The 20882-nt window shown below is 41.9% G+C and carries 19 protein-coding genes; 2 read left to right on the top strand and 17 right to left on the bottom strand.

The window, feature by feature from the left end:
* Window positions 1–42: 42 nt before the first annotated feature.
* On the top strand, window positions 43–378 hold the full coding sequence (locus tag FE005_RS06255) for a DUF3899 domain-containing protein (protein ID WP_003128577.1): 336 nt from the start codon (window positions 43–45) through the stop codon (window positions 376–378).
* Window positions 379–610: 232 nt separating this feature from the next.
* Here FE005_RS06255 and FE005_RS06250 read toward each other — a convergent pair whose 3' ends face one another.
* From FE005_RS06250 to FE005_RS06190, 13 genes are all read right to left on the bottom strand, one after another.
* Window positions 611–2272, bottom strand: coding sequence for a peptide ABC transporter substrate-binding protein (locus tag FE005_RS06250; protein WP_003128576.1), 1662 nt, complete (start codon window positions 2270–2272; stop codon window positions 611–613).
* Between the two features lie 482 nt (window positions 2273–2754).
* Window positions 2755–3078: a hypothetical protein gene (locus FE005_RS06245; RefSeq protein ID WP_021149088.1), complete on the bottom strand. Its 324-nt coding sequence runs from the start codon at window positions 3076–3078 to the stop codon at window positions 2755–2757.
* A gap of 237 nt (window positions 3079–3315) precedes the next feature.
* Complete coding sequence (gene pcp / locus FE005_RS06240) at window positions 3316–3963, bottom strand: pyroglutamyl-peptidase I (protein WP_081131449.1); 648 nt, start codon at window positions 3961–3963, stop codon at window positions 3316–3318.
* Window positions 3964–3993: 30 nt separating this feature from the next.
* A complete protein-coding gene (locus FE005_RS06235) occupies window positions 3994–4914 on the bottom strand; it encodes a DUF979 domain-containing protein (RefSeq protein ID WP_003128573.1) in 921 nt (306 codons plus the stop codon).
* Window positions 4915–5598 carry a DUF969 domain-containing protein gene (locus tag FE005_RS06230; protein WP_103300327.1) on the bottom strand — a complete coding sequence of 228 codons (684 nt, stop codon included), beginning with the start codon at window positions 5596–5598 and terminating at the stop codon, window positions 4915–4917. It abuts the gene before it with no gap.
* Window positions 5599–5937: 339 nt separating this feature from the next.
* Entirely contained in the window at window positions 5938–6954 is a 1017-nt protein-coding gene (rlmN, locus tag FE005_RS06225; protein ID WP_050762675.1) for a 23S rRNA (adenine(2503)-C(2))-methyltransferase RlmN, read from the bottom strand.
* Between the two features lie 310 nt (window positions 6955–7264).
* The gene (locus FE005_RS06220) at window positions 7265–7564 is read right to left on the bottom strand and encodes a hypothetical protein (protein ID WP_081131396.1); all 300 of its coding nucleotides are present in this window, start codon (window positions 7562–7564) and stop codon (window positions 7265–7267) included.
* On the bottom strand, window positions 7561–7932 hold the full coding sequence (locus FE005_RS06215) for a type II toxin-antitoxin system PemK/MazF family toxin (protein WP_003128565.1): 372 nt from the start codon (window positions 7930–7932) through the stop codon (window positions 7561–7563). Before FE005_RS06215 ends, FE005_RS06220 begins: the two co-directional genes overlap by 4 nt.
* A 9-nt stretch (window positions 7933–7941) precedes the next feature.
* Window positions 7942–9063 carry an alanine racemase gene (gene alr / locus FE005_RS06210; protein WP_081131397.1) on the bottom strand — a complete coding sequence of 374 codons (1122 nt, stop codon included), beginning with the start codon at window positions 9061–9063 and terminating at the stop codon, window positions 7942–7944.
* 53 nt (window positions 9064–9116) lie between these two features.
* On the bottom strand, window positions 9117–9473 hold the full coding sequence (gene acpS, locus FE005_RS06205) for a holo-ACP synthase (protein WP_003128562.1): 357 nt from the start codon (window positions 9471–9473) through the stop codon (window positions 9117–9119).
* A 353-nt stretch (window positions 9474–9826) separates the two neighbouring features.
* Entirely contained in the window at window positions 9827–11335 is a 1509-nt protein-coding gene (locus FE005_RS06200; protein WP_138371472.1) for a DEAD/DEAH box helicase, read from the bottom strand.
* A 282-nt stretch (window positions 11336–11617) separates the two neighbouring features.
* Entirely contained in the window at window positions 11618–12967 is a 1350-nt protein-coding gene (gene murF / locus FE005_RS06195; protein ID WP_138371471.1) for a UDP-N-acetylmuramoyl-tripeptide--D-alanyl-D-alanine ligase, read from the bottom strand.
* An 86-nt stretch (window positions 12968–13053) separates the two neighbouring features.
* A complete protein-coding gene (locus FE005_RS06190; RefSeq protein ID WP_003128558.1) occupies window positions 13054–14109 on the bottom strand; it encodes a D-alanine--D-alanine ligase in 1056 nt (351 codons plus the stop codon).
* A gap of 180 nt (window positions 14110–14289) precedes the next feature.
* Between FE005_RS06190 and FE005_RS06185 the strand changes: the two genes are divergently transcribed.
* Window positions 14290–16023 carry an AarF/ABC1/UbiB kinase family protein gene (locus FE005_RS06185; RefSeq protein WP_081131398.1) on the top strand — a complete coding sequence of 578 codons (1734 nt, stop codon included), beginning with the start codon at window positions 14290–14292 and terminating at the stop codon, window positions 16021–16023.
* Window positions 16024–16050: 27 nt separating this feature from the next.
* Here the strand turns inward: FE005_RS06185 and FE005_RS06180 are convergent, their stop codons facing one another.
* From FE005_RS06180 to FE005_RS06165, 4 genes are all read right to left on the bottom strand, one after another.
* A complete protein-coding gene (locus tag FE005_RS06180) occupies window positions 16051–16503 on the bottom strand; it encodes a YaiI/YqxD family protein (RefSeq protein WP_003128555.1) in 453 nt (150 codons plus the stop codon).
* Between the two features lie 115 nt (window positions 16504–16618).
* Entirely contained in the window at window positions 16619–17284 is a 666-nt protein-coding gene (locus tag FE005_RS06175) for an ABC transporter ATP-binding protein (protein ID WP_138371470.1), read from the bottom strand.
* 10 nt (window positions 17285–17294) lie between these two features.
* Window positions 17295–18791: an ABC transporter permease gene (locus FE005_RS06170; protein ID WP_138371469.1), complete on the bottom strand. Its 1497-nt coding sequence runs from the start codon at window positions 18789–18791 to the stop codon at window positions 17295–17297.
* 260 nt (window positions 18792–19051) lie between these two features.
* A complete protein-coding gene (locus FE005_RS06165) occupies window positions 19052–20881 on the bottom strand; it encodes a carbohydrate-binding domain-containing protein (protein ID WP_103300319.1) in 1830 nt (609 codons plus the stop codon).
* Between the last annotated feature and the right edge of the window lies 1 nt (window position 20882).

Below are 20882 nucleotides of genomic sequence, written 5' to 3'. Positions count from 1 at the left end.
ATGTAAATTAAGTAGTACGAATCATTAAAAAGGAGTCAACTTATGCGGATAAAAAAAAGTAGTGGGCTGATCGCCCTCATATGTACCCTTATTTCCATTAGCTGGTTGTTTTTCAAAAAGGAATTGACCCTGTCAACTATCTCGGATGCACTATTTCTTTGGGCTTTATTCTTCTTGATCATCGGCGGTTTTCTTTGGGTCTTTGCCTCTGGCTTCTTTGATCATTTCCAATATTCAATGAAAAAAGCTTTTTCCAAGAATAAAACCGATTACCTTAAACTCTCCGATGTTGGTAAACAAAGCTATGGCTTTTGGCTATGGCCAGGAATTTTTTTACTGCTACTTTCTTTGCTCTTTTTATTAATCAATACTCTTTAATTTAGTAACCTATCGTTTCGTGTCTTTTGTCGACTGCCTTTCTGCTTTAGAAAAAAAAGCCGGCTGAGACTGTATTCAAGAGAAGATTTCCATACGTGACAAATAGTGAAGCACTTGGCATTTTGGAGAAGCAGCAGCTTCTCCATTTTTGTTATGCTTGTTATTCCAGCTATTCATCGATAATCGTCATCTTGTATCCAGTTACTGTCCCAGCCGCTAGGCATTCAAGTGGTTATTCAATCGATGTCCACTTGTAATCGTATTGTGCGCCTGCTGCATGAGCAACGACACCTTTTACATTTGGTGCACGTAAATGAGCTTCTGCTTTTTGGTAAACTGGGATTACTCCTTGTTCACTCATGATTAGTTTCTCCGCATTGACTAAATCTTCCCAACGCTTTTCTGGGTCATTGACGTTAGTCGTACTTGCCGATTTAATCAAGGCATCATACTCTTCATTGCTCCATTGACCACGGTTATATGAGTTGCCAGTCGTGAATAAGTCTGTAAAACTGCTAGCATCTGCATAGTCAGCTCCCCAACCACCCATCAACATATCAAAGTCTCCAGCGTTGGAACGATCCAAACGAACAGAGAATGGTACGGGGCTTAACGTTACTGTCAAACCATCCAATGTTTTTTGCAATGTATCTTGTACATATTCAATGATTTTCTTCGTAGAATCTGTATCAGAGGCTAAGATATCAAATTCAAGAGAATCGATTCCCAATTCTTCTTTAGCTTTTTCCCAATGCTCTTTGGCTTTGGCCTCATCATATTCTAAAACACTGCCTGCTGATTTAGTAAAATCAGTATTGTCGGATGGGCTAAAGGTCATGCCTTCTGGTACTAGACCTGTCGAAGCAATTGAGCCGTCCCCTAAAATCGATGTCACTAAAGCGTCACGATCAATGGCATACGAAATTGCTTTACGTAAATTTTCATTGCGGAATGGTGATTTTTCATCGCGTTGATTGACTTCAAAATAATAGGTCGTTGCTTCTGGTTGAGAGACAAACGCTTCATCATTGGCCATTTGCTGTGCAAGTTCCCCTGTAAGAATGACATCATCAGCTTGACCATCTTGGAACAAGTTCAATGCAGTCGCTGATTCTTTAACAACACTCACATTGATGGTTTCTAATTTCACTGTATCTTTATCCCAATACTGATCATTCTTTTCGTATGCCCATTCGGTATCGGTTCCTGGTCCATCAAATCCGGTAAGAACAAAAGGTCCATTATAAACGGCATTGTCGCTCGTTGCCGCATATTGATCCCCGTGTTCTTCAACAACCGCTTGACTTTGTGGGAAGAAAGATGGGAATGCCAGCAAGTAGTCAAAGTAAGGAGTGGCCTTTTCTAATGTGATCTCTAACTCATGATCGCCAACTGCTTTGATTCCTAATTCAGACGGATCTTTCTCTCCGGCTGTGATAGCTTCCGCATTTTTTACTGGTGCGTACAAGTAGGCATACTCTGAAGCCGTCTCAGGCTTGACTGTTCGTTGCCAACCATAGACATAATCAGCTGCTGTTACAGGTTCGCCATTTGACCATTTTGCGTCATCACGCAATTTGATCTTATAAGTCAATCCATCTTCACTGACTTCTGCTTCTTCTGCTGCTCCAGCTGGCTGCGGTTTGCTGTCAGCGTCTAAGCGGTACAACCCCTCATATACATTATTTAGCGCACTGAAACTGATTGTATCTGTCGCAAGGGACAAATCGGCACTTGGCATTTCTTGTTGAACCACAACATTGAATACCTGTTCCGCATTGCTTTCGCTGCTGGCAGCTGATCCGCTGCTTGAATTATTTGAACCACCTGTGGTACAGCCTGCTAAAACTAAGCCGCACACAGCAACCAATCCATATGCCCATTTATTTTTCATCCTGAACTACTCCTTAATTGATTTAATTTTCAGAATAATCGCTCTTTTCTGAAGTTAGATTAGATTTTAATTAATAATTATTAAAAAAGCAATCTTTTTTTGCAATTTTCAGCATTAAAAAACACGATAAAAGACAATAACTTTGAAGAATTTCTACTAAATATTCCTAGAAAACTAATAAATATGCTACTTTCATCTTCTTCTCATTTTTATTTTAAAGACCATTTTTTCTTTTAAAAAAAACAAAAAGAGTTGTGTCATAAGTTAAAAAAAACAAGCATATATCCGAACAATCAATGAAAGACACTCACTTTACAGCCGTGTCTTGTCGCTAATCTTGATGATTCTTGCGACCTTCATTTTTGATCATTCGGATATCATTTGTTTTAACTTATGTTCCAACTCTTGACTAGTTTTAAGAAACATCTTAGCCACTATAACTGTCTGTGTCCGTTTTGACAAGCAATGTTCAACTAGAAGACTTAAGAAACTAGCGATTCTCCGCCAGCAGCAACAACTTCGTCTCGCAAAAAGGCAGTCAAACGCTCACCTATTTGTTCATCTGGATGACGGGGATCAACTAAGCTGATCTCTTGCTGCCAGATAGTGTCGCTTTTTTGGAAGGCACTCACAAAGCCGACCAATTGCTCACCTTCAATAGCTGCAATGACAACTTTATTCGGCTGCAGTAATTCTTCTGCTGTCCGCTGCTCTTTTTGATAGGTAGACGGATAAATTAGAACGGCTAAGTCGATCAGCTGATCACGTAAAATATAATTCTCTCTATCAAATTCAGTAATGATCATGATTTGCCCCCTTCGCATTTCGCGTGTTCCACTAGATGAATTCTATCAATAAATCGATAAAAAGACGAATAAATGACTTTCCGCGCTTCATACTTGCTCGTTACTTGAAATAAATAAGACCAGACAACATCGGCCTATTCTCGCAAGCAACCTATCCTCTTACAAGTTATATTCCTAGTTGTCTGATCTATCTATCGTTAAATCAATTCGTTTTAATTGACAATCTGTTCGTGCCGCTTAATGAATGGCGCCCCCGATTGCTTTGATGTCTTCTTTTCCTTGATAATCGACAATCGCACCGATTGCCGCTTCCAATCCTTTCGCAATATCTTGTAAGCTCATAGCCGGTTGACCAGGCTTGTCAACAACTTGCTCTGGAATGAATGGGACATGAATGAAGCCCCCTTTAAGCGTTGGGTATTTTGTATCGATCATGTATTGTACTTGATACATGATGTGGTTGCAGACAAATGTACCGGCAGTATTTGAAACAACAGCAGGAATCCCGGCTTCTTTCATCGCAGCTACCATTGCTTTGATCGGCAACTGACTGAAATAAGCAGGTTGGCCTTGAGGCTGGATGGCTTCATCTACTGGTTGATTGCCTTCGTTGTCTGGAATACGTGCATCATCGACATTGATCGCCACTCGCTCAGGTGAAATAGCAAAACGTCCGCCTGCTTGTCCAATATTCAAAACAACATCAGGTTGGATCTCTTCAATTTTAGCTTGTACAACTTCAGCTGATTTGCCGAAAACAGTAGGAATCTCTAATTTAACTATCTTTGCTCCGTTGATTTCTTCTGGTAATAATTTAACAGCTTCCAACGCTGGGTTGATTGCTTCTCCGCCAAATGGATCAAATCCTGTGACTAAACATTTCATATTGATCATCCTTTCTATTCCTTTTTACCACTAAAATGCCCAAAAGTACATCAATCCGATATGGATCACAATTAGCAGCACGGCAATCGGTGCTTGGGTTTTGATTACTGCATTCGAATTTTTCATCTCGAGTAATGCGACGGGTAATGCATTGAAATTGGCTGCCATCGGTGTCAACAATGTTCCGCAAAAACCGGCAGTCATCGCCAGTGCTCCTGCTACAACGGGATCTCCCCCTTGAGCGATTACGAATGGGACACCGATTCCGGCAGTAATGACAGTAAATGCCGCAAAGCCATTTCCCATGATCATTGTAAATAAAACCATGCCTAAACAATAGGCAATCACACCAATCAAACGATTGCCTTCGGGTACTACACCTGAAATACCATGGGAGATCACTTCTCCAACACCAGCAGCATTAAAAATCACGCCTAGAGCCGCTAGTAATTGTGGCAAGATACCAGCAGTACCGACTTGTTGGAACATACGATCGGAATCATCCAGCACTGTTTTTGGTTTAGCAGAGGTCAATACCATTGCTAAAATCAACGCCAAAACAGAAGCGATCCCGATCCCAACTTGTCCGCCTAAAGGTGTGTAGGAAATCGCAACTGCGATGACTGCTAGCGAGATACAAGGGATAAAAATCTTACTGCCGATTCTTTCGGCGGCTTGTTCTGCTTTTTGTTCATCGACATCCACGATTTTACCAATTCGAACTTGCTTGAAGAACGTCAATACACCCATACAAATAATGATGATCCCATCAATGATGTAAGGAATAAAGTTTCCGAAAGCAAAAACGATACCAAGTAAAAGCCAAAATGTTGCTGTACCCAGTCGTGTTGGATGGGTCGCATCTTTAAAGACTCGAACAGCAGTCATGATTGACAAGAGACCGATCAAAATATAAAAGAATTCTAAAATATTATTGATGATTGCTTCCATTTACTTTTCCTCCTTTTCGCCATATTTTTTAGACAATTTGCGATCGAAAGCCAGATTTGAAAGGGTAGCAATGACTAAAACGATCAGCGCGATAGGGATTGAAGCCTGTGCAATTGCACTGGCGGCTACGTCATAACCCAATGATTTTAACGTTCCAGTGATCAATAAAACACCCGAAGCCGCCACAAACGTATTTTGGGCAAAAAAGTTCCCGTAGTTCTCATTAGCTGCCGCCCGAGCTTTGATTTTTTCCTGATCTGCTTCTTCTAGTTCGCCATACTTGTTCTCCGCTGCGGCTTGCGCCATTGGGTTAACGATTGGACGAATAAATTGCGTGTGTCCTTGGATCCGAATCGAGAAGAAACCTGCTAGTTCTCGAATAAACAAATACAAACTTAAAAACTTGCCTGGGGTCAATCCTTTGATTTTTTCAATCAAAACAACGGCCTGTTGTTTCAATCCAAAGCGTTCTGAGATTCCTACCATTGGTAGTGTGAGTAGGAATAAGGTCACGAGACGATTGTCTACAAATGCCTTTCCTAACATTGATAAGAAATCAGTAAAATCTATCCCCGAAACTAATGCGGTTGCTAATCCTGCGATCAGAACAACGGCGATCGTGTCGAGTTTCAGCAAAAAGCCGACAAGAATTACCAAAATACCAATCAATTTGATCCATTCCATGGAATCATCCTTTCATCATGTGTGTTATTTTTATTTCTATCAATTCTTATAGTATAGACGATTTTTCAAGCCATGAGTATCGGAATTTTGAAAAAATCCAGAGAAACCGCTTTCCTTTGTTGTTATCCAAAACAATTTTTTTCTGAAATAAAAAAATCAGCAAAAGCAGGAACCGCACCCGTCTTTGTCTCAGATCTGGCCTTTTTCAGCGGTCTGTCAACAAAGAGTGCCGTTCACCTACTTTTCTGATTTTGAAAAAACGGTCTTCTGTACCGTTTTTTGATAAAAGTCTGTTCAATGAGCGACTTTCCCGCCTTCATGGTCAGACTTGATTTGATTCTAGGCAGTGACTTGCTTTTTCATCTGTTTGCTACGCAACTGACCGCAAGCTGCATCGATATCCGTCCCATGTTCTTTACGAATCACACAGTTGATGCCATTTTTCTTCAAGATGTCATAAAATGCTAAAACATCTTCTTTCTTACTGCGAGCATACTGATCATGTTCACTGACAGGGTTGTAAGGAATCAAGTTCACATAAGAAAGCTTGCGTTTATTCTTGAGCAATTCGACCAATTGCCGCGCATGCTCTGGTCGATCATTGACATGATCCAGCATGATGTATTCAAACGTGATTCGCCGATTGGTTTTTTCTAAATAGTAGTCAATAGCTTCCATTAGTTTTTCAATCGGGAAACTGCGGTTGATCCGCATCATCGAAGTTCGTACTTCATTATTTGGAGCATGGAGTGAAATCGCAAGGTTCACTTGTAAGCCATTTTCAGCAAACTCTTTGATTTTATGAGCTAAACCACTGGTTGAAACAGTGATATGGCGCGCACCAATCGCTAGTCCTTTCGGATCATTGATAATCTGCAGAAACTGCATGACATTCTCGTAATTGTCAAAAGGCTCGCCGATTCCCATCACCACCACATGGGAGACACGTTCTCCAGCATTTAATTCATCGAAATAATGTTGCACCAGCATGATCTGAGCGACAATTTCTCCAGCAGTTAGGTCTCGTTGTTTTTTTAGCAGACCGCTCGCACAAAATGTACAGCCGATATTACAGCCGACTTGTGTCGTCACACAGACTGACATACCATATTCCTGACGCATTAAGACGGTCTCAATCATATGATTATCGGGTAACTGGAACAAATATTTGACTGTGCCGTCGCTGGCTTCTTGTAAGACGATTTGTTTCAAAGGATTGATCACAAACGATTCATTTAACTTAGTTACCAATGATTTAGGCAAATTGGTCATTTCTTCAAATGTCGCTACTCGTTTCTCATATAACCATTCCCACACTTGATTCGTGCGGAATTTCTTTTCTTCTTGCTCAGTCATCCACAAAGATAAGGACTCTTTGGTTAATCCATAAATTGAAGGTTTCACATTGCTTCCTCTTTTCAAAATAGTCGCTACATACTATAACTGAATTTTGCGTATAAAGCAACTCATCTCCGAGGCTTGTTGAAAGCAGAATTACGAATGCAACACTCTGATCTCAGAATATAAAAAAAGATAAAAGACTGAACGATCTTGTTCTAGACACTGGGCTCTTTTTCCTAATTTATCGTTTCTGCTAAAATTTTCCCTACTAATGCAAAAAACTTTCCTCACGTATCACATATAGTGATGGAAAGTTTTTTTGTATTCACGTATTGAATTCAATGACTTTGCCATCTTTCGCGACTAATTCGCCACGTTGCGGTGGGCTTGTGTGCAGGTAAAGCTGCAATGGCATCTCCAATGTCAATGTCTTTTCTCCTTGCTGAAAGACACCATAGTAACTTGCTTTTTCCTGATCTTCATATGTATGGCTCAATAAATAATACCCTTTTTCAACGTCTTCTTGTTTCTTTTTAGTTTCCCGTAAAAAGCGCCGCAAGTGTTGATAAGTATAAAATAAAAATAGTATCAGTGTTGCCGCTAATAACAAATATCCTAGCATCATGAATGAATCGACGACGTGGAATAAGCCGTCTCGACTCCCACACTGATCATTAATGCCGCATCGACTTCACACATGATTGATTCATCTAGATGACAAACCTTCTCCTTTAGTCGACTTTTGTCGATTGTCCGAATCTGCTCCATCAAGATCACTGAATCTTTACCGATCCCTGTACAAGTCGCTGAGATCCCAATATGGGTCGGCAGTTTTGGCTTAGCCATTTTAGCCGTGATCGCGGCAATGATCACCGTTGGACTAAAATGATTGCCTAAATCATTTTGAATCACTAATACTGGCCGAATCCCTCCTTGCTCCGATCCAACGACCGGTGACAGATCGGCAAAATAAATGTCTCCCCTTTTTACCATAGGACCACCCTAACTTTTATATTCTCGTGGCACCCTTGCAGAAAGCGTGCATGCCACTTCATAATGAATCGTCTCTAATTGTTCCGCTACTTTTTGCATAGTGATGCACTGTCCGTTATCTTCGCCGATCAATGTGACTTTTGTTCCCGCAGGAAATGACCGGGGTAAACGGATCATCAGCTGATCCATACATACACGACCAACGATTTCACAATACTCACCAGCTACCAATAAAGAAAATCCTTGCATTTTTCGCAACCAGCCGTCCGCATAACCAATCGGTACCGTACCGATCCATTCTGCTTGCGGCGTGATATATGTTTCACCATAGCCAATTCCGGCTCCTTTTTCAAGTAATTTCACTTGGACCAATTCAGAAACAAGAGACAAGGCTGGTTTCAATGGATATGTTTCTGGCAATGCCGTTCCTGAAGGATTCAATCCATACATCGCAATGCCATAGCGAACCATGTTCCCTACGGCTTCTGCATGCCACAAAGCAGTAGCACTATTGCCGGCATGGACATACCTTGGCAATTCAGGCAGACATGCCAATGCGGTTTGAAACCGTTGATTTTGTTCTTGCCAATACGTATCATCTGCTTGATCGGCTGTCGCAAAATGGGTGAAAATCCCTTCCCATGTGAACAAAGACTGCTCTTGGAGCCATTTGACAGCCGAGAGTAACTCTTCATTAGAAATAAAGCCAATTCGCCCCATTCCTGTATCAACTTTCAAATGGACCTTCAGCGGATTGGTGACAGGATTTTTTTGCAAGAAAGCAGCCGCTTCTTGCAACCACTCGTTCGTGCTTACTGGAAATGAAAGATTGTAGTAGCTCAGTAAACCGATATCTGCCACAGAAACGATCCCCAACACCAATATTGGTTCACTGAATCCAGCTTCCCGCAACTCGATACCTTCATCGACTGTCGCAACACAAAAACCGGAAGCGCCCCCTTCTAGAGCTGCTGTTGCTGTCTCAATAGCCCCATGTCCGTAGCCATTTGCTTTGACCACAGCAAATAAATCCGTTGCCTTTGGCAAACGCGCCACTTCATTTTCAACATTTTCTTTGATTGCCTCTAAATTTATAATGGCTTTCGTTGGTCTATGGATTGAAACGACCATTCCACTTTCCTTCTTTCTCTAGTGATTCCCTTAACGAATCGCTATCTCTGGCATTATTCATTCTCCAACAAGATTTGCGCAAAGGCAGTCTCATTGGTATGAGTGATACTGACAAACGTCTGATGTAGAGGGTGAGGTGCCTTTGTAACAACGGGCGCTCCAGCCTCGTTGGTCAGAACTTCGATATCTTGAAAAGACAATTTCCCAATTCCTGTTCCCCAAGCTTTCGAAAAAGCTTCTTTACAAGCATACCGTCCCCCAAGAAATTCAATCTGCCTTTTTTTTGGCAGCTTGAAAAACAGTTCAGATTCCTTCTCAGTTAAAATACGCTGAATAAATTGCGGTTTGTTTTCAATCAATTCTTTGATGCGGGCTAATTCTACTGCATCGATCCCGATACCTTTGATCATTTTCTATCCTTTTCTGTTCAGCAAGAACCTTTATTCCATGACTGTTCATTACGATTTTATATCTATCTATTAAATACATCAGCTGCATTTATTTTAGTTTCATTCTACCAAAAAAAAAGGGAATTACCACTCAAAACTAAAGGGTTTAATGGATGGTTAAGAAATTTTTGAGAGGCTCGTTCTCCAGTTTTCTTTGACTATACCGTCTTTTCTCAAAAAGGGCAAAAAAAATATCCGAACAATGATCGATCACGCCAAGTGGCCTCTTGGTCAGTGGCACACATTGGCAGGTTGATCGAAAAAAGTTCAGATAATTTTGTGTCGAAAAAGGTGCTGAAAGCGACCTCTAAGGACTAGTCTTGATTGTTGCGGATAACGAAGCCGCGTTTTTTGTCATTGCTGCGACGGTTATTTTTGCGAGCGCCGTCTTTGCTGTAATTTCCTCGAGCTTTGCCGCTGCGGTTGCCGCCGTTGTCTTTACGGTTGCGGTTGTTGTTGTTGTTGCTGCGACGACCATTTTTATTGAAAGATTTCTTTCCTTGCGGTAATGGTCTTTCTGGTGTGATCTTCACAGGGACAAGATCAGATGGATCTTTCGCGATTGTTTTAAGAAGCAAAGCAGCCAAGTCTTGTGCTGAGTAGCGTTCCAATAAATCATCTGCAGCTTGGAGGTATTTATCCAACCCGTTTTCATCCATTTTCACTTCTACTTGTTCAATTGCTGCACCTAATTGCCCCTTAAAAGCTTCTTTTTCGGTTGGTGGACGCATTGGTGACATCCGTTTTTTAGTTAGATTTTCAATAACATGCAAATAACTCATTTCGTTTGGTGTAACGAAAGTTACGGAGATTCCGCCTTTACCTGCACGGCCCGTCCGTCCGATACGGTGAACATAACTCTCTGGATCTTGAGGAATATCATAGTTGTAGACGTGAGTCACACCAGAAATATCTAATCCTCGAGCTGCAACGTCTGTAGCAACCAAAATATCTAAATGACCGCTCTTGAATGATCGTAATACGCTCATTCGTTTTTGTTGAGACAAGTCTCCATGGATCCCTTCCGCTTTGTAGCCTCGAGCTTCTAGTCCTCGTGCCAATTCATCGACACGACGTTTTGTCCGACCAAAAACGATCGTCAACTCAGGTGTTTGTACATCCAACAAACGAGTCATAATATCGAATTTTTCATAGTCTTTTGAACGAACATAATATTGATCGATCAAATCAGCCGTCATTTCTTTCGCCTTGATTTGAACATGTTCAGGGTTTTTCATGAATTTTACGCCAATGCTCTTGATTGCAGGAGGCATTGTTGCTGAAAATAGTAAGGTTTGACGTTCTTCAGGTACTTGGCTGATGATCTTCTCGATATCTTCCAAGAAGCCCATGTTCAACATTTCGTCTGCTTCATCCAAAACAAGTGTTTCCACTGTACCAAGTTTCAATGTGTGGCGGTTGATATGGTCTAACATACGTCCTGGTGTACCGACAACGATATGGGGACGATCTTTTAGTTGACGGATTTGACGACCAATATCCGCACCACCGTAAACCGCTTGAACCCGGATTTTTTTGTCTTTTCCTAAACGATATAGTTCTTCTTGGGTTTGGATCGCTAATTCCCGAGTAGGTGCAATCACTAATCCTTGTAGTTGGTGATTTGCTGGGTCGATTTTTTCCAACATTGGCAAGCCGAATGCTGCTGTTTTTCCGGTACCGGTCTGTGCTTGACCGATGACATCTCTTCCTTGCAACGCAAGGGGAATTGTTGCTTCTTGGATTGGTGTTGCTTCTTCAAAGCCGGCACGCTCAACAGAAGTCAATAATTCGTTTGATAATTCTAGATCTTTAAATTTCAAATGGATCCTCCTAATTTGGTCATCATCATGATGCCTGTTTTCTTTAATCGAAGCGTACTTTCTTCAGAAACACAAGAGCAGTCCCATCTCTTATCTTTCTCTTGTTACCGAAAAACCGCTTCACGAAGGCATTATAAAAGGCTAAAACAAATCTTTCTGTCTCAGCCATCATTTTATCTCAAAACGTCAATGTTTATTTACAGTAATCATTCTGTGCTTCATCTTTCGGCATTAAATAAGTATAGCACAGAATGAAAATTTCAGCAAGATTTCACGCTTACTTTACATTGCTGTTAGAGAATCAATTACCTCAACCAGGCCCATTCCGTTGCTCCCCTTTAAAACAATGCTATCCGTAGGCTGCAGTTCTTTTTGTAGTTGTGTGATCAGCACCGCTTTTTCCTCTTTGCTAAAGAAATGGACTCGATCGGCTAAGCGGTTTTGATCCAATGCACGTTTCAACGCTTGCATCTCACTACCGTACAAAAAGATCAAATCGAACCTTTCATCTAAATGATCCGCCATCCCGGCATGCATCTTCGCTGAATCAGGACCTAACTCCAACATGTCTGCTAGCACAGCGATCCGTCTGCCAGTCAGAGGCAATTTTCTGAAACTGTCTAAGACTAATCCCATCGCTGTTGGGTTTGCATTATAGACATCGCTTAAAATAGCGGCGCCATTCGCAGCTTTCAACCATTGTGTACGATTCTTTGTCAGTTGAAAATCAGCCAATCCTGCTTTGATTTTTTCTTCTTCAATCCCCAAATAACGGCCGATGCCAATCGCGATCAAGGCATTCTTTACATTGTAGCCGCCGATCACTGGAATCGTATAGACTTGATCCGCTACCGTAAAAGCTGTTTGTTCTTGGGTTTCTTCTTGGATCGTTCCTTTAAGATTGCCTTCACCCAAACCAAAGGTTTCTACTTGCTGAGTCAACTCTGCAAGGTAGGGGGTCAATAAAGGCTCGTCTGCTGGTATCATGAAAAATCCTGCTGGGTCTAAGCCGGCAGTGATTTCCATCTTGGCTTTCGCGATTCCTTCACGAGAACCAAGATTCTCAATATGGGCTTCACCGATCAATGTGATCGCTGCAACATCTGGCTGAGCCAAGTGTGACAAGGCCTCGATTTCCCCCGCATGATCCATCCCCATCTCCAATACAAGAACTTCTGTATCCGCTGGGGCATGCAGAATCGTTAGTGGCAAACCAATTTCATTATTGTGATTTCCTTGTGTTTTGTAGGTTTTGAACTGCTGTGCCACCACCGCATCTACCATATCTTTTGTAGTAGTCTTACCATTGCTACCTGTAATAGCAATTACTTTTGGCGCCAGTTTTTCTTTATAGAATTTTGCCAGCTTTTGAAAGGCAGCTAGGGTGTCTGATACTTCGATGATCATTAGTCCTTCTGGCGGCTGGATTGTCGGATGGCTCCAAAAAGCAGCGATTGCTCCTTTTTCTTGTGCTTGTTGAGCAAACTCATGGCCATCTCTCGTTCCGACCAACGGCACAAACAAACTATCGGTAGTGACCAAGCGGCTGTCAAATTCTACACTGCTGATCATTGTCTGATCGGCACATTCTACGCCAAATAAAGCGGCAACTTCTTTTATCGATAGATTCATCTTATTTATCTCCTTAAGTTAAAAACAGGGAAGATCATGGTCCTTTCAAGCTTCACCTTGAGTTGAACTGATTTCCCTGTTTGTGATTATTCGACATCGGTTAAAAAGGCTTGACGCTGTTTAAAACGGTTGACTCCTAATTGAATCAATTCCTCAATCAAATCACCATATGGCAGACCGGTTTTTTCCCACAACAGCGGGTACATACTAAACTCGGTAAAACCAGGCATCGTGTTCAATTCATTCAGGAATAATTCGTTTTTGTTCGTCAAGAAAAAGTCGCAGCGGCTGAGGCCGCTTCCTCCAAGCATCGTATAAGCTTTTTTGGCAAACTCTTGCGCTTTCGCTTGTGTCTCCTCAGGAATTTGAGCTGGGATCTGCATCTCAATCTTATTGTCAAGATACTTCGAATTGTAATCATAAAAAGCTACATCTTTAACGATCTCGCCGGGCATTGTTGTACGCACATCTTCATTTCCAAGAACAGCGACTTCGATTTCGCGAGCTTCGATCCCTTGTTCTACGATCGCTCGTGTATCATAACGGTAGGCTTCTTGAAGTGCATTTTGCAATTCTTCCCGATTTTCAGCTTTTGTGATCCCAACACTTGAACCCATATTGGCAGGTTTGATAAACATTGGATACAAAAGACTGCCTTCACATTGTTCAAATACTTTTTTAGGATTTTCTTTCCAATAGTTTTTAAGAACGGGTACATAAGGAACTTGCGGAATCCCCGCCGCCTGCAAGATATATTTGGTCATAATCTTATCCATGCCACAGGCACTAGTTAAAACCCCTGCGCCTACATAAGGCATGCCGATGGTCTCTAGAAAACCTTGGATCGTTCCATCTTCTCCATTTGGTCCGTGGAGCAGCGGAAAAACAATCGCATCCTCTTCCTTGATCTCACCAGGTTGGATCGGCGTCCCTTGGTAAGCCGAATCCGTCAGATTCAACACTTCTTTGGATGTAGGGGCTTCAGTCAATAAAGAGCCTTTTAGCCACTGGCCATCTCTCGTGATCATTACTAATTGTACTTGGTAGTAATTATAATATACAGCATTGACTACTGAAAAAGCGGATAGAAGCGATACATCATGCTCTGCACTGCGTCCGCCATATAATAAAATAATTTTCAAAAGAAATTCCTCCTGTATTCATTGTTTCTACCAAAACTAATTCTTCCACATTTTAGCACAAAAACGAAGCTGCGACATTATTTCTTGCCGATTTTAACAACTGAAATCATCCGTAGTTGAATGTTTCTTGATTTCTTCGTACTATTAGACTAGCGAAACTTAAAGAATAGAGGTGCCCGTATGGAACAGGAATCACCATCTAAGAAAAAAAGACTCAGACAGATCGTTCAAGTGTTTCTCAAATACAAAGTGATTCAAAATTTAAGTAAGCAGCAAGATCCCCTCGCTGTACGCAAAGCCTTTGAAGAATTAGGACCCACCTTCATTAAAATCGGACAAATGCTTTCCGTCCGTAGCGACTTATTATCTGACGCTTTTATCAATGAATTCAAACACTTGCAAGACAATGTCAAAAGCGATCCTTTTCCGCAAGTCCAGGCGCTGTTAGAAGCAGAATGGGAACAACCTCTGACAGCCATTTTTACAACTTTGCAAGAAAAGCCCTTAGCTTCGGCATCTATCGGTCAAGCTCACCGTGGGACTCTAAAAGATGGCAAAGAAGTTGTTGTCAAAGTACAGCATCCCGGCATTATTTCCGCTATCCAAGTAGATCTCGATTTGTTTGAAAAAGCGATTCCTTTGATTCGCTATATTCCAGAAACGAATGTGGTGGATCTTAAAAGCGTTCTGCATGAAGTTCGACGCTCATTGGATAATGAAACAAACTTTCTGCAAGAAACGAAAAATGCGCAAGAGTTTTATCACTTCAATCACCACTGGCAGCAGATCGAGATTCCTAAAGTCTATCCTCAGTGGTGTACACGTAAAGTCATCGTCATGGACTATATGGAAGGAGAAAACCTAAACTGTTTGCTTGCTCGAAAAAACAATGAACAATTTTTTCCCAACCGGACAGTAAAAGAAATCAAGAAAGAGGTCGGTACCCTGCTGGTAGAGAACTTTATGAAGCAAGTCTTTGAAGACGGCTTTTTCCATGCAGACCCTCATCCTGGAAATCTCTTCTTGCAACCACTGGACCCCGATCAGCAAACAGCTCCTTTCCATGTAAAAAAGAAAGTTGGTGTTTTAGGCGGTGTCGATTACTCCTTAAAATGGCAGGATGAGGAGACATTGCCGCCTTATCGCTTGATCTTTTTAGATTTCGGAATGATGGGACATCTGGACCAGACCCTTCGCAGTCGGCTGGCAGATGCCTTGATCGCATTGTACACTCAAGATACCCAACAAGTTGGTAGAGCTGTCCTACGCCTTTGCCGTCGGGAAAGAAACTTCGATGAAGTGGATTTCTATCAAGATCTTCAGTCTTTTGTTGAAAATTATTACAACATGCCGATCAAAGATATTGATTTGCAAAAAGTATTAGCTGAGGTCATCACTATCTGTCATGACAATCATCTGCAGATGCACCGTGACATCACGCTGCTGATTAAAGCTTTCGGAACGCTTGAAGGAGTAATCGAGGCACTTGACCCTCAATTATCGATGATGGAAGTGACACAGCCATTTGCTCAGAAATACTTTTTGCAGCAGCTGGATCTTGAAGAAGAAATGAAAAAAAGTTTGTTAGCCAGTGCCAAAAGTCTCCGAGCACTCAGTCGACTCCCTGATCGAACATTAGCTGCTGTCAACACACTAGCTACTGGCAAGCATCGTCTGAATATTGAGATCCGCCATCAAAAACAGCTGCTGGACCGTTTTGATCAAATGATCAATCGGCTAGTGATTGGTATTATCTTAGCAGCAGTGATTTTAGGTTCCTCTCTTTTAGTCGTTGCAAGTCCCCAACAGGGCGGCTTTGTTCATCAAATGGGTATCTTTGGCTATTGTATAGCCTTTGTGGCCATCGTCACCGTTGCCGGAAAATATTTTTATGATCGTTTTCGAAAAAAATAAACGATCCAGCAGTCTCCTCAATGATGGTTACTGCTGGATCGTCTTTTTAATTTCTTGCTCTAGAACTTGTTTGAATTGTTGACGATCCTCTTTCGTGAATGGTTTCGGGCCTTTGGTCCGCTTGCCGGCTTTACGCATTTGTGTTCCTAAATACCGTTGCCCTAATAAAAAGTCGATAGTCTCTGGCAAATATTCTGTGCCGTTATGATGAAAAACACGGGCTTTTTTTGGTAATACAAGTGAAGCTAAGCCATAATCTTGTGTGACTAAAAAATCGCCCGGTTGAATTTCTTTAACAATCTCATAGTCGGCTCGATCGGCCCCCTTATCCACATAGACAAAATGAACAAAATCAGGATATTCTTTGGCCGTATAGTGATCGACACTAGTGACGATCACTACTGGCAATGCAAACTGCGCACCTAATTCAATGACTTCGTTTTTTACTGGGGAACCATCCCCATCGATCAGTAATCGCATCGTCTCGCCCCCTTCCTTTTATTGTAGAAGTTTCTGCTGCAAGATGCAAGACAAGGCTGCATCCTCTCTGATGAGAAAATACAGCCTTGAGTTTAGTCTTTCAGTAACAAGTTTATTAGGAGTCCCGCATGACAAATTGACGCTCTTTTAGTTCATAAACAACATCACAGACTTTCGCTACTTCTTGTTCATGGGTCACTAAGATGATACATTTCTTTTGTTCATGGGCAATTTCTTGAAACAGTTGAACGATATCTTTTGAGGTCGTTTCATCTAAATTACCGGTGGGCTCATCTGCCACGATCAACTCATGTTCACAGCATATAGCCCGGATGATGGCCACTCGTTGTTGCTGTCCACCGGAAAGCTGGGTAACTTTCTTCATAGCTAATTCTTCAGTTATCCCAACTTTAGCCAGGTTTGCCAAAGCATATGCCTTTTTATCTGTTTGTTGTGACTTGGCAATCGCCATTGCGGTAGTCACATTATCCAGTGCCGACATATAGGGCAACAAATTATAAGCTTGAAAGACGATAGAAACATCTTTACGACGGTATTCTCGCAATCCAATTTTGTTCAACAGTTCGTTATCGTAATAAATATTCCCTTCTTTTGGTGTGTCCAATCCCGTGATTAATGAGAGAAAGGTCGTTTTACCAGAACCGCTGGAACCAAGGATCGCGTACATTTTTCCAGAATCAAAGGTCAAATCTACTTCTCGAAAAAGGGCTTCAGATTCTGTTTGGTACCAATAACCTAATTTTTCTGTTTGTAACGTCATGCTATCCCTCCTAGGAAACCAATATTTTTTTTGGATTGAGGCGCAAAATTCCAGCTGAAGATAATAGAATGGACCCAAAGCTGATCCCTACACCTAACAATGCCAATAAGCCGATTTCTTGGAATGAAACCGTAATAGCTAACTCTTGTACTTCTGCCGAGGGTGTAAAAGCGGATAGCCCGCTTCTGCCATTAGGACCGCCGTTGCCCATACTTGGCATTCCTTCCGGACCATTCATCCCTGCGTCCGCTTGTTCCGTTGTCGTTTGTTGAGCCAACAGCTGCTCGCCCACGATATTCCCTACAACATTGCCACTAGCTGCAGCGATTCCCAATGCAAAGAACATACAGATAGCAATCTCGGTAAAAAACTGTAAAATGACTTTTATTCGCGATTCGCCTAAAGATAACAGAACGCCGATCTCATATTTGCGTTCTCTGATCGACAACATTACGATCAATGTCAATATGATGACACCGGCAACCGCAACTAGCACAATTATATTTTTGGCAAAACTTGCAACATTATTCAATGGTGTCAACATCGACTGATACATTTGATCATTCGTTTGGATACTGTAGGTATCGGTATCAATCAGTTTTTCAGCTTGAGCAACGAAACTGTCCATTTCTGAAGGATCACTCAACGTATAAGTCGCCGAATCTAACGTATCCTCATTACCCGCCAATGTATTAACGAGAGTATAGGATGCAAACAATGTATTGGCTGGGTTCAAAAAATTGAACATTTGGCTCATACTGTTCACAACTTCACTGGTTTCATAGATCCCTTTGATCGTTACTTCGACTTCATTGTCTTCACTATCAGAAATAACAAATTTGTCGCCAACTGAAAGCCCATTTGCTTCTGCTAATTCTGATTCGATCAAGACATGATTCGTCCCTTCATCTCCTGCAGTGATGGCTTCACCATCGGTAATTTTCGCGGTGCCTTCTGAAAAACTTGTATAGTTCGTACTTTCGGAAACACCAGTGATTTGAAAATCGCCGCTGCTCATTCTGCCTTCTTGCATATTAGGCATCCCACTTGGCTGGCCATTCGTTGCTCTAGATGAATCCTCCGTAGATTCTGTCGCTGTACTTTCGTCATCCTCACTTGAAATAGCTTCAATGCCACTGACAGCATCGGCTGATGTACTCGCTTCAAAGCTATAGGATGCTACCCCACTTAACGCTGCAATTGCTTGAGCATCACTAAGATTTACCGGTGTATTCTGGAAACTGCCTGGATCGGGCGGTGTCGACTCCCCCTCTGAAGTATCTGAAGAAGCTGTTTGGCTGTTTTGTCGAAGAGACTCCCGATTGGCTTGCAGCGTCACCGTCGCTCCCACGCTTTTTTGTGCGTTTTCGGTTGCGACTAAAGTAGCACTGCGGATTGTCAATCCTGCTAAAACAAAAATCAAAATTGCCGAAAAAACAGCAATCAGCAGCAAACTTCGACCTTTCTTTGCCCACAAACTTTGTAAGCCGCGTTTCATAAAATTCATCTCATATCCTCCTCTACTAAACGTAGCTTGACTATATGTTTACTAGCTTAAGTACACCTTAAAATAGGCATGGTCTATCCACGATATCTTTAGACACTGTCTGCTTCAATCTCGGAAATGGAGGGCTAGAATATCCTTTCAGAATGTTACACTTTAATGGCTTTTCACCAATCATGTATAGCAAAAATAAACTAAGTTGTAGCGGTCATCGTTCGTAGTATTCTTTTTTTGGTTCCTCCAACGAGGGCTACTAGAATTGATCAGCGTCCAAATCCGCCCATTTGGTTTGTCGTGGCAGTTGCGCCAGATTGAGTCAAATTTGAAAGGGTATCTGTTAAAGATAATGTGCCTAATTCAGAAGCATCCTTCACACTTCCTCCTTGATAAAGACCATAAACAGAAGTTTCACTATTGCTGCCGCCACTAAGTAGTGTATAGTCTGCTGATTGTAAATCTGGACTTGAAATCACCACATGTTGAAAATCCTTACTAGGTGCATAGGATAATAACGTATTGCCCTCAGTATCTTGCAAGGTGATCAACGTGTCTGCTGCCTGAGATTGATCGAAAGTAATCGCCACTGATCGTTGTGTTCCGCCACTCACATTCATTGCCATATCAGTGGTTCCTGCAGCGACGAGGGTCCCACCTGTAATTTCAAAGGTTCCATTATAATCTAAAGCGCCATTCCCGCCTTGCGTCGGTCCATTGACAATCACGATTCCACCGCTCATTGTGACATTGCCATTGCTGTCCAATCCATCTCCTTCAGCATCAATTGACAAGGTTCCACCTGTGATGACAACTTCTTTGCTATCGTCTGCTTGATCGCCACCGCCTGGTCCTCCTCCAAAACTATCTTGTCCAAATTGTCCGCTATCCGTCGTGTCGCTGCCGCCGCCGGCATTTACCCCATCATCGCTTGCTAGCACTTGAATATCTCCACCAGCAATGGTGATGACGCTTGCTTCTAAGCCTTCATAGGATTTGTTGACAGTAATCGTCCCATCATTAATGGTTAAACCATTGTCTGCATGAATGCCATCATCTCCAGTCGCTGCTGAAATCTCCCCGCCATTGATGGTGACTGAATCATTGGCGTGGATACTATCATCCGCACTATCGATAGTATAGGAACCACTTGCTAGTAGGATGGATCCACCTGCTTTCATTCCTTTATAACTTTCATCAGCGACGACCGATTGACTATCTGCACCATCAGCTGTCTTAACGGTCATTTCTGCTGATTGAATACTAAGATTTGTCTCAGCTTGGATACCATCCCGACCACTTTGGATCGTAAATATACCACCATCAATCCCAATATAGCCTTTTGTAGCATCTTCGGTATTGTTGGCTTGGATACCATCTCCTTCAGAAGTCGTCAGAGTATAATTCCCATCTCGAATCGACACCGAATCTTTTCCTTTGATCGCATTGTTTTTTGCTGTGATTTCATAGGTGCCGCTTGCCAAGACTAAATCGTCTTTGCTGCGGATGCCGTTGCTATAATTGCCTTCAATGACCAATTTCCCTTCTCCATTGATCGACAAATCGTCTTTGCTATAAAAAGCAGCATCCGGTTCGGTTTCTCCTTCTGCAAAGGTATAACTCGTTCCATCCGTTAACGTATTTGTTGTATCCGCAGCTAATGTCGTAATGACTTTCTCTGCCTGCTCGATAACAACTGCTGAACTGTTAGCATTCGTGATACTTACTCCAGCAAAGATCAAATGAACTTTGGCTTCTTTGTCGACGTTGATTTTCAACTGACCATCTGTCAAAGAACCGCTGACCATATATGTCCCTGCCGAAGTAATCGTTACTGTTTGATCATCAACTGTAAATCCTTCTCCAGCTTCCGTTTGTGCACCCGCCAGTTTTATCGCTATGGCTGAAGATGACTCATAAGAAGCATCCAAATCCTCTTCTTCATACTTTCCATAATAATCTGTATCTTCCAAAGAAGTAGATCCATTCGTAACCGTTGCTTCCGAAGTTCCAGTGGCAGAACTTGAAGAATTTGTTTCAGATTGCTGCGCACAAGCTACCAGTAATAGTGCCAAAAACAATGGGTAGATTTTTTTCATT

The sequence above is a fragment of the Enterococcus sp. M190262 genome, assembly GCF_005843965.1.
Lineage (GTDB): Bacteria > Bacillota > Bacilli > Lactobacillales > Enterococcaceae > Enterococcus_D > Enterococcus_D gallinarum.
Note: the sequence above shows the minus strand (reverse complement) of the source record. Positions and strands in the feature narration are given on the sequence as shown.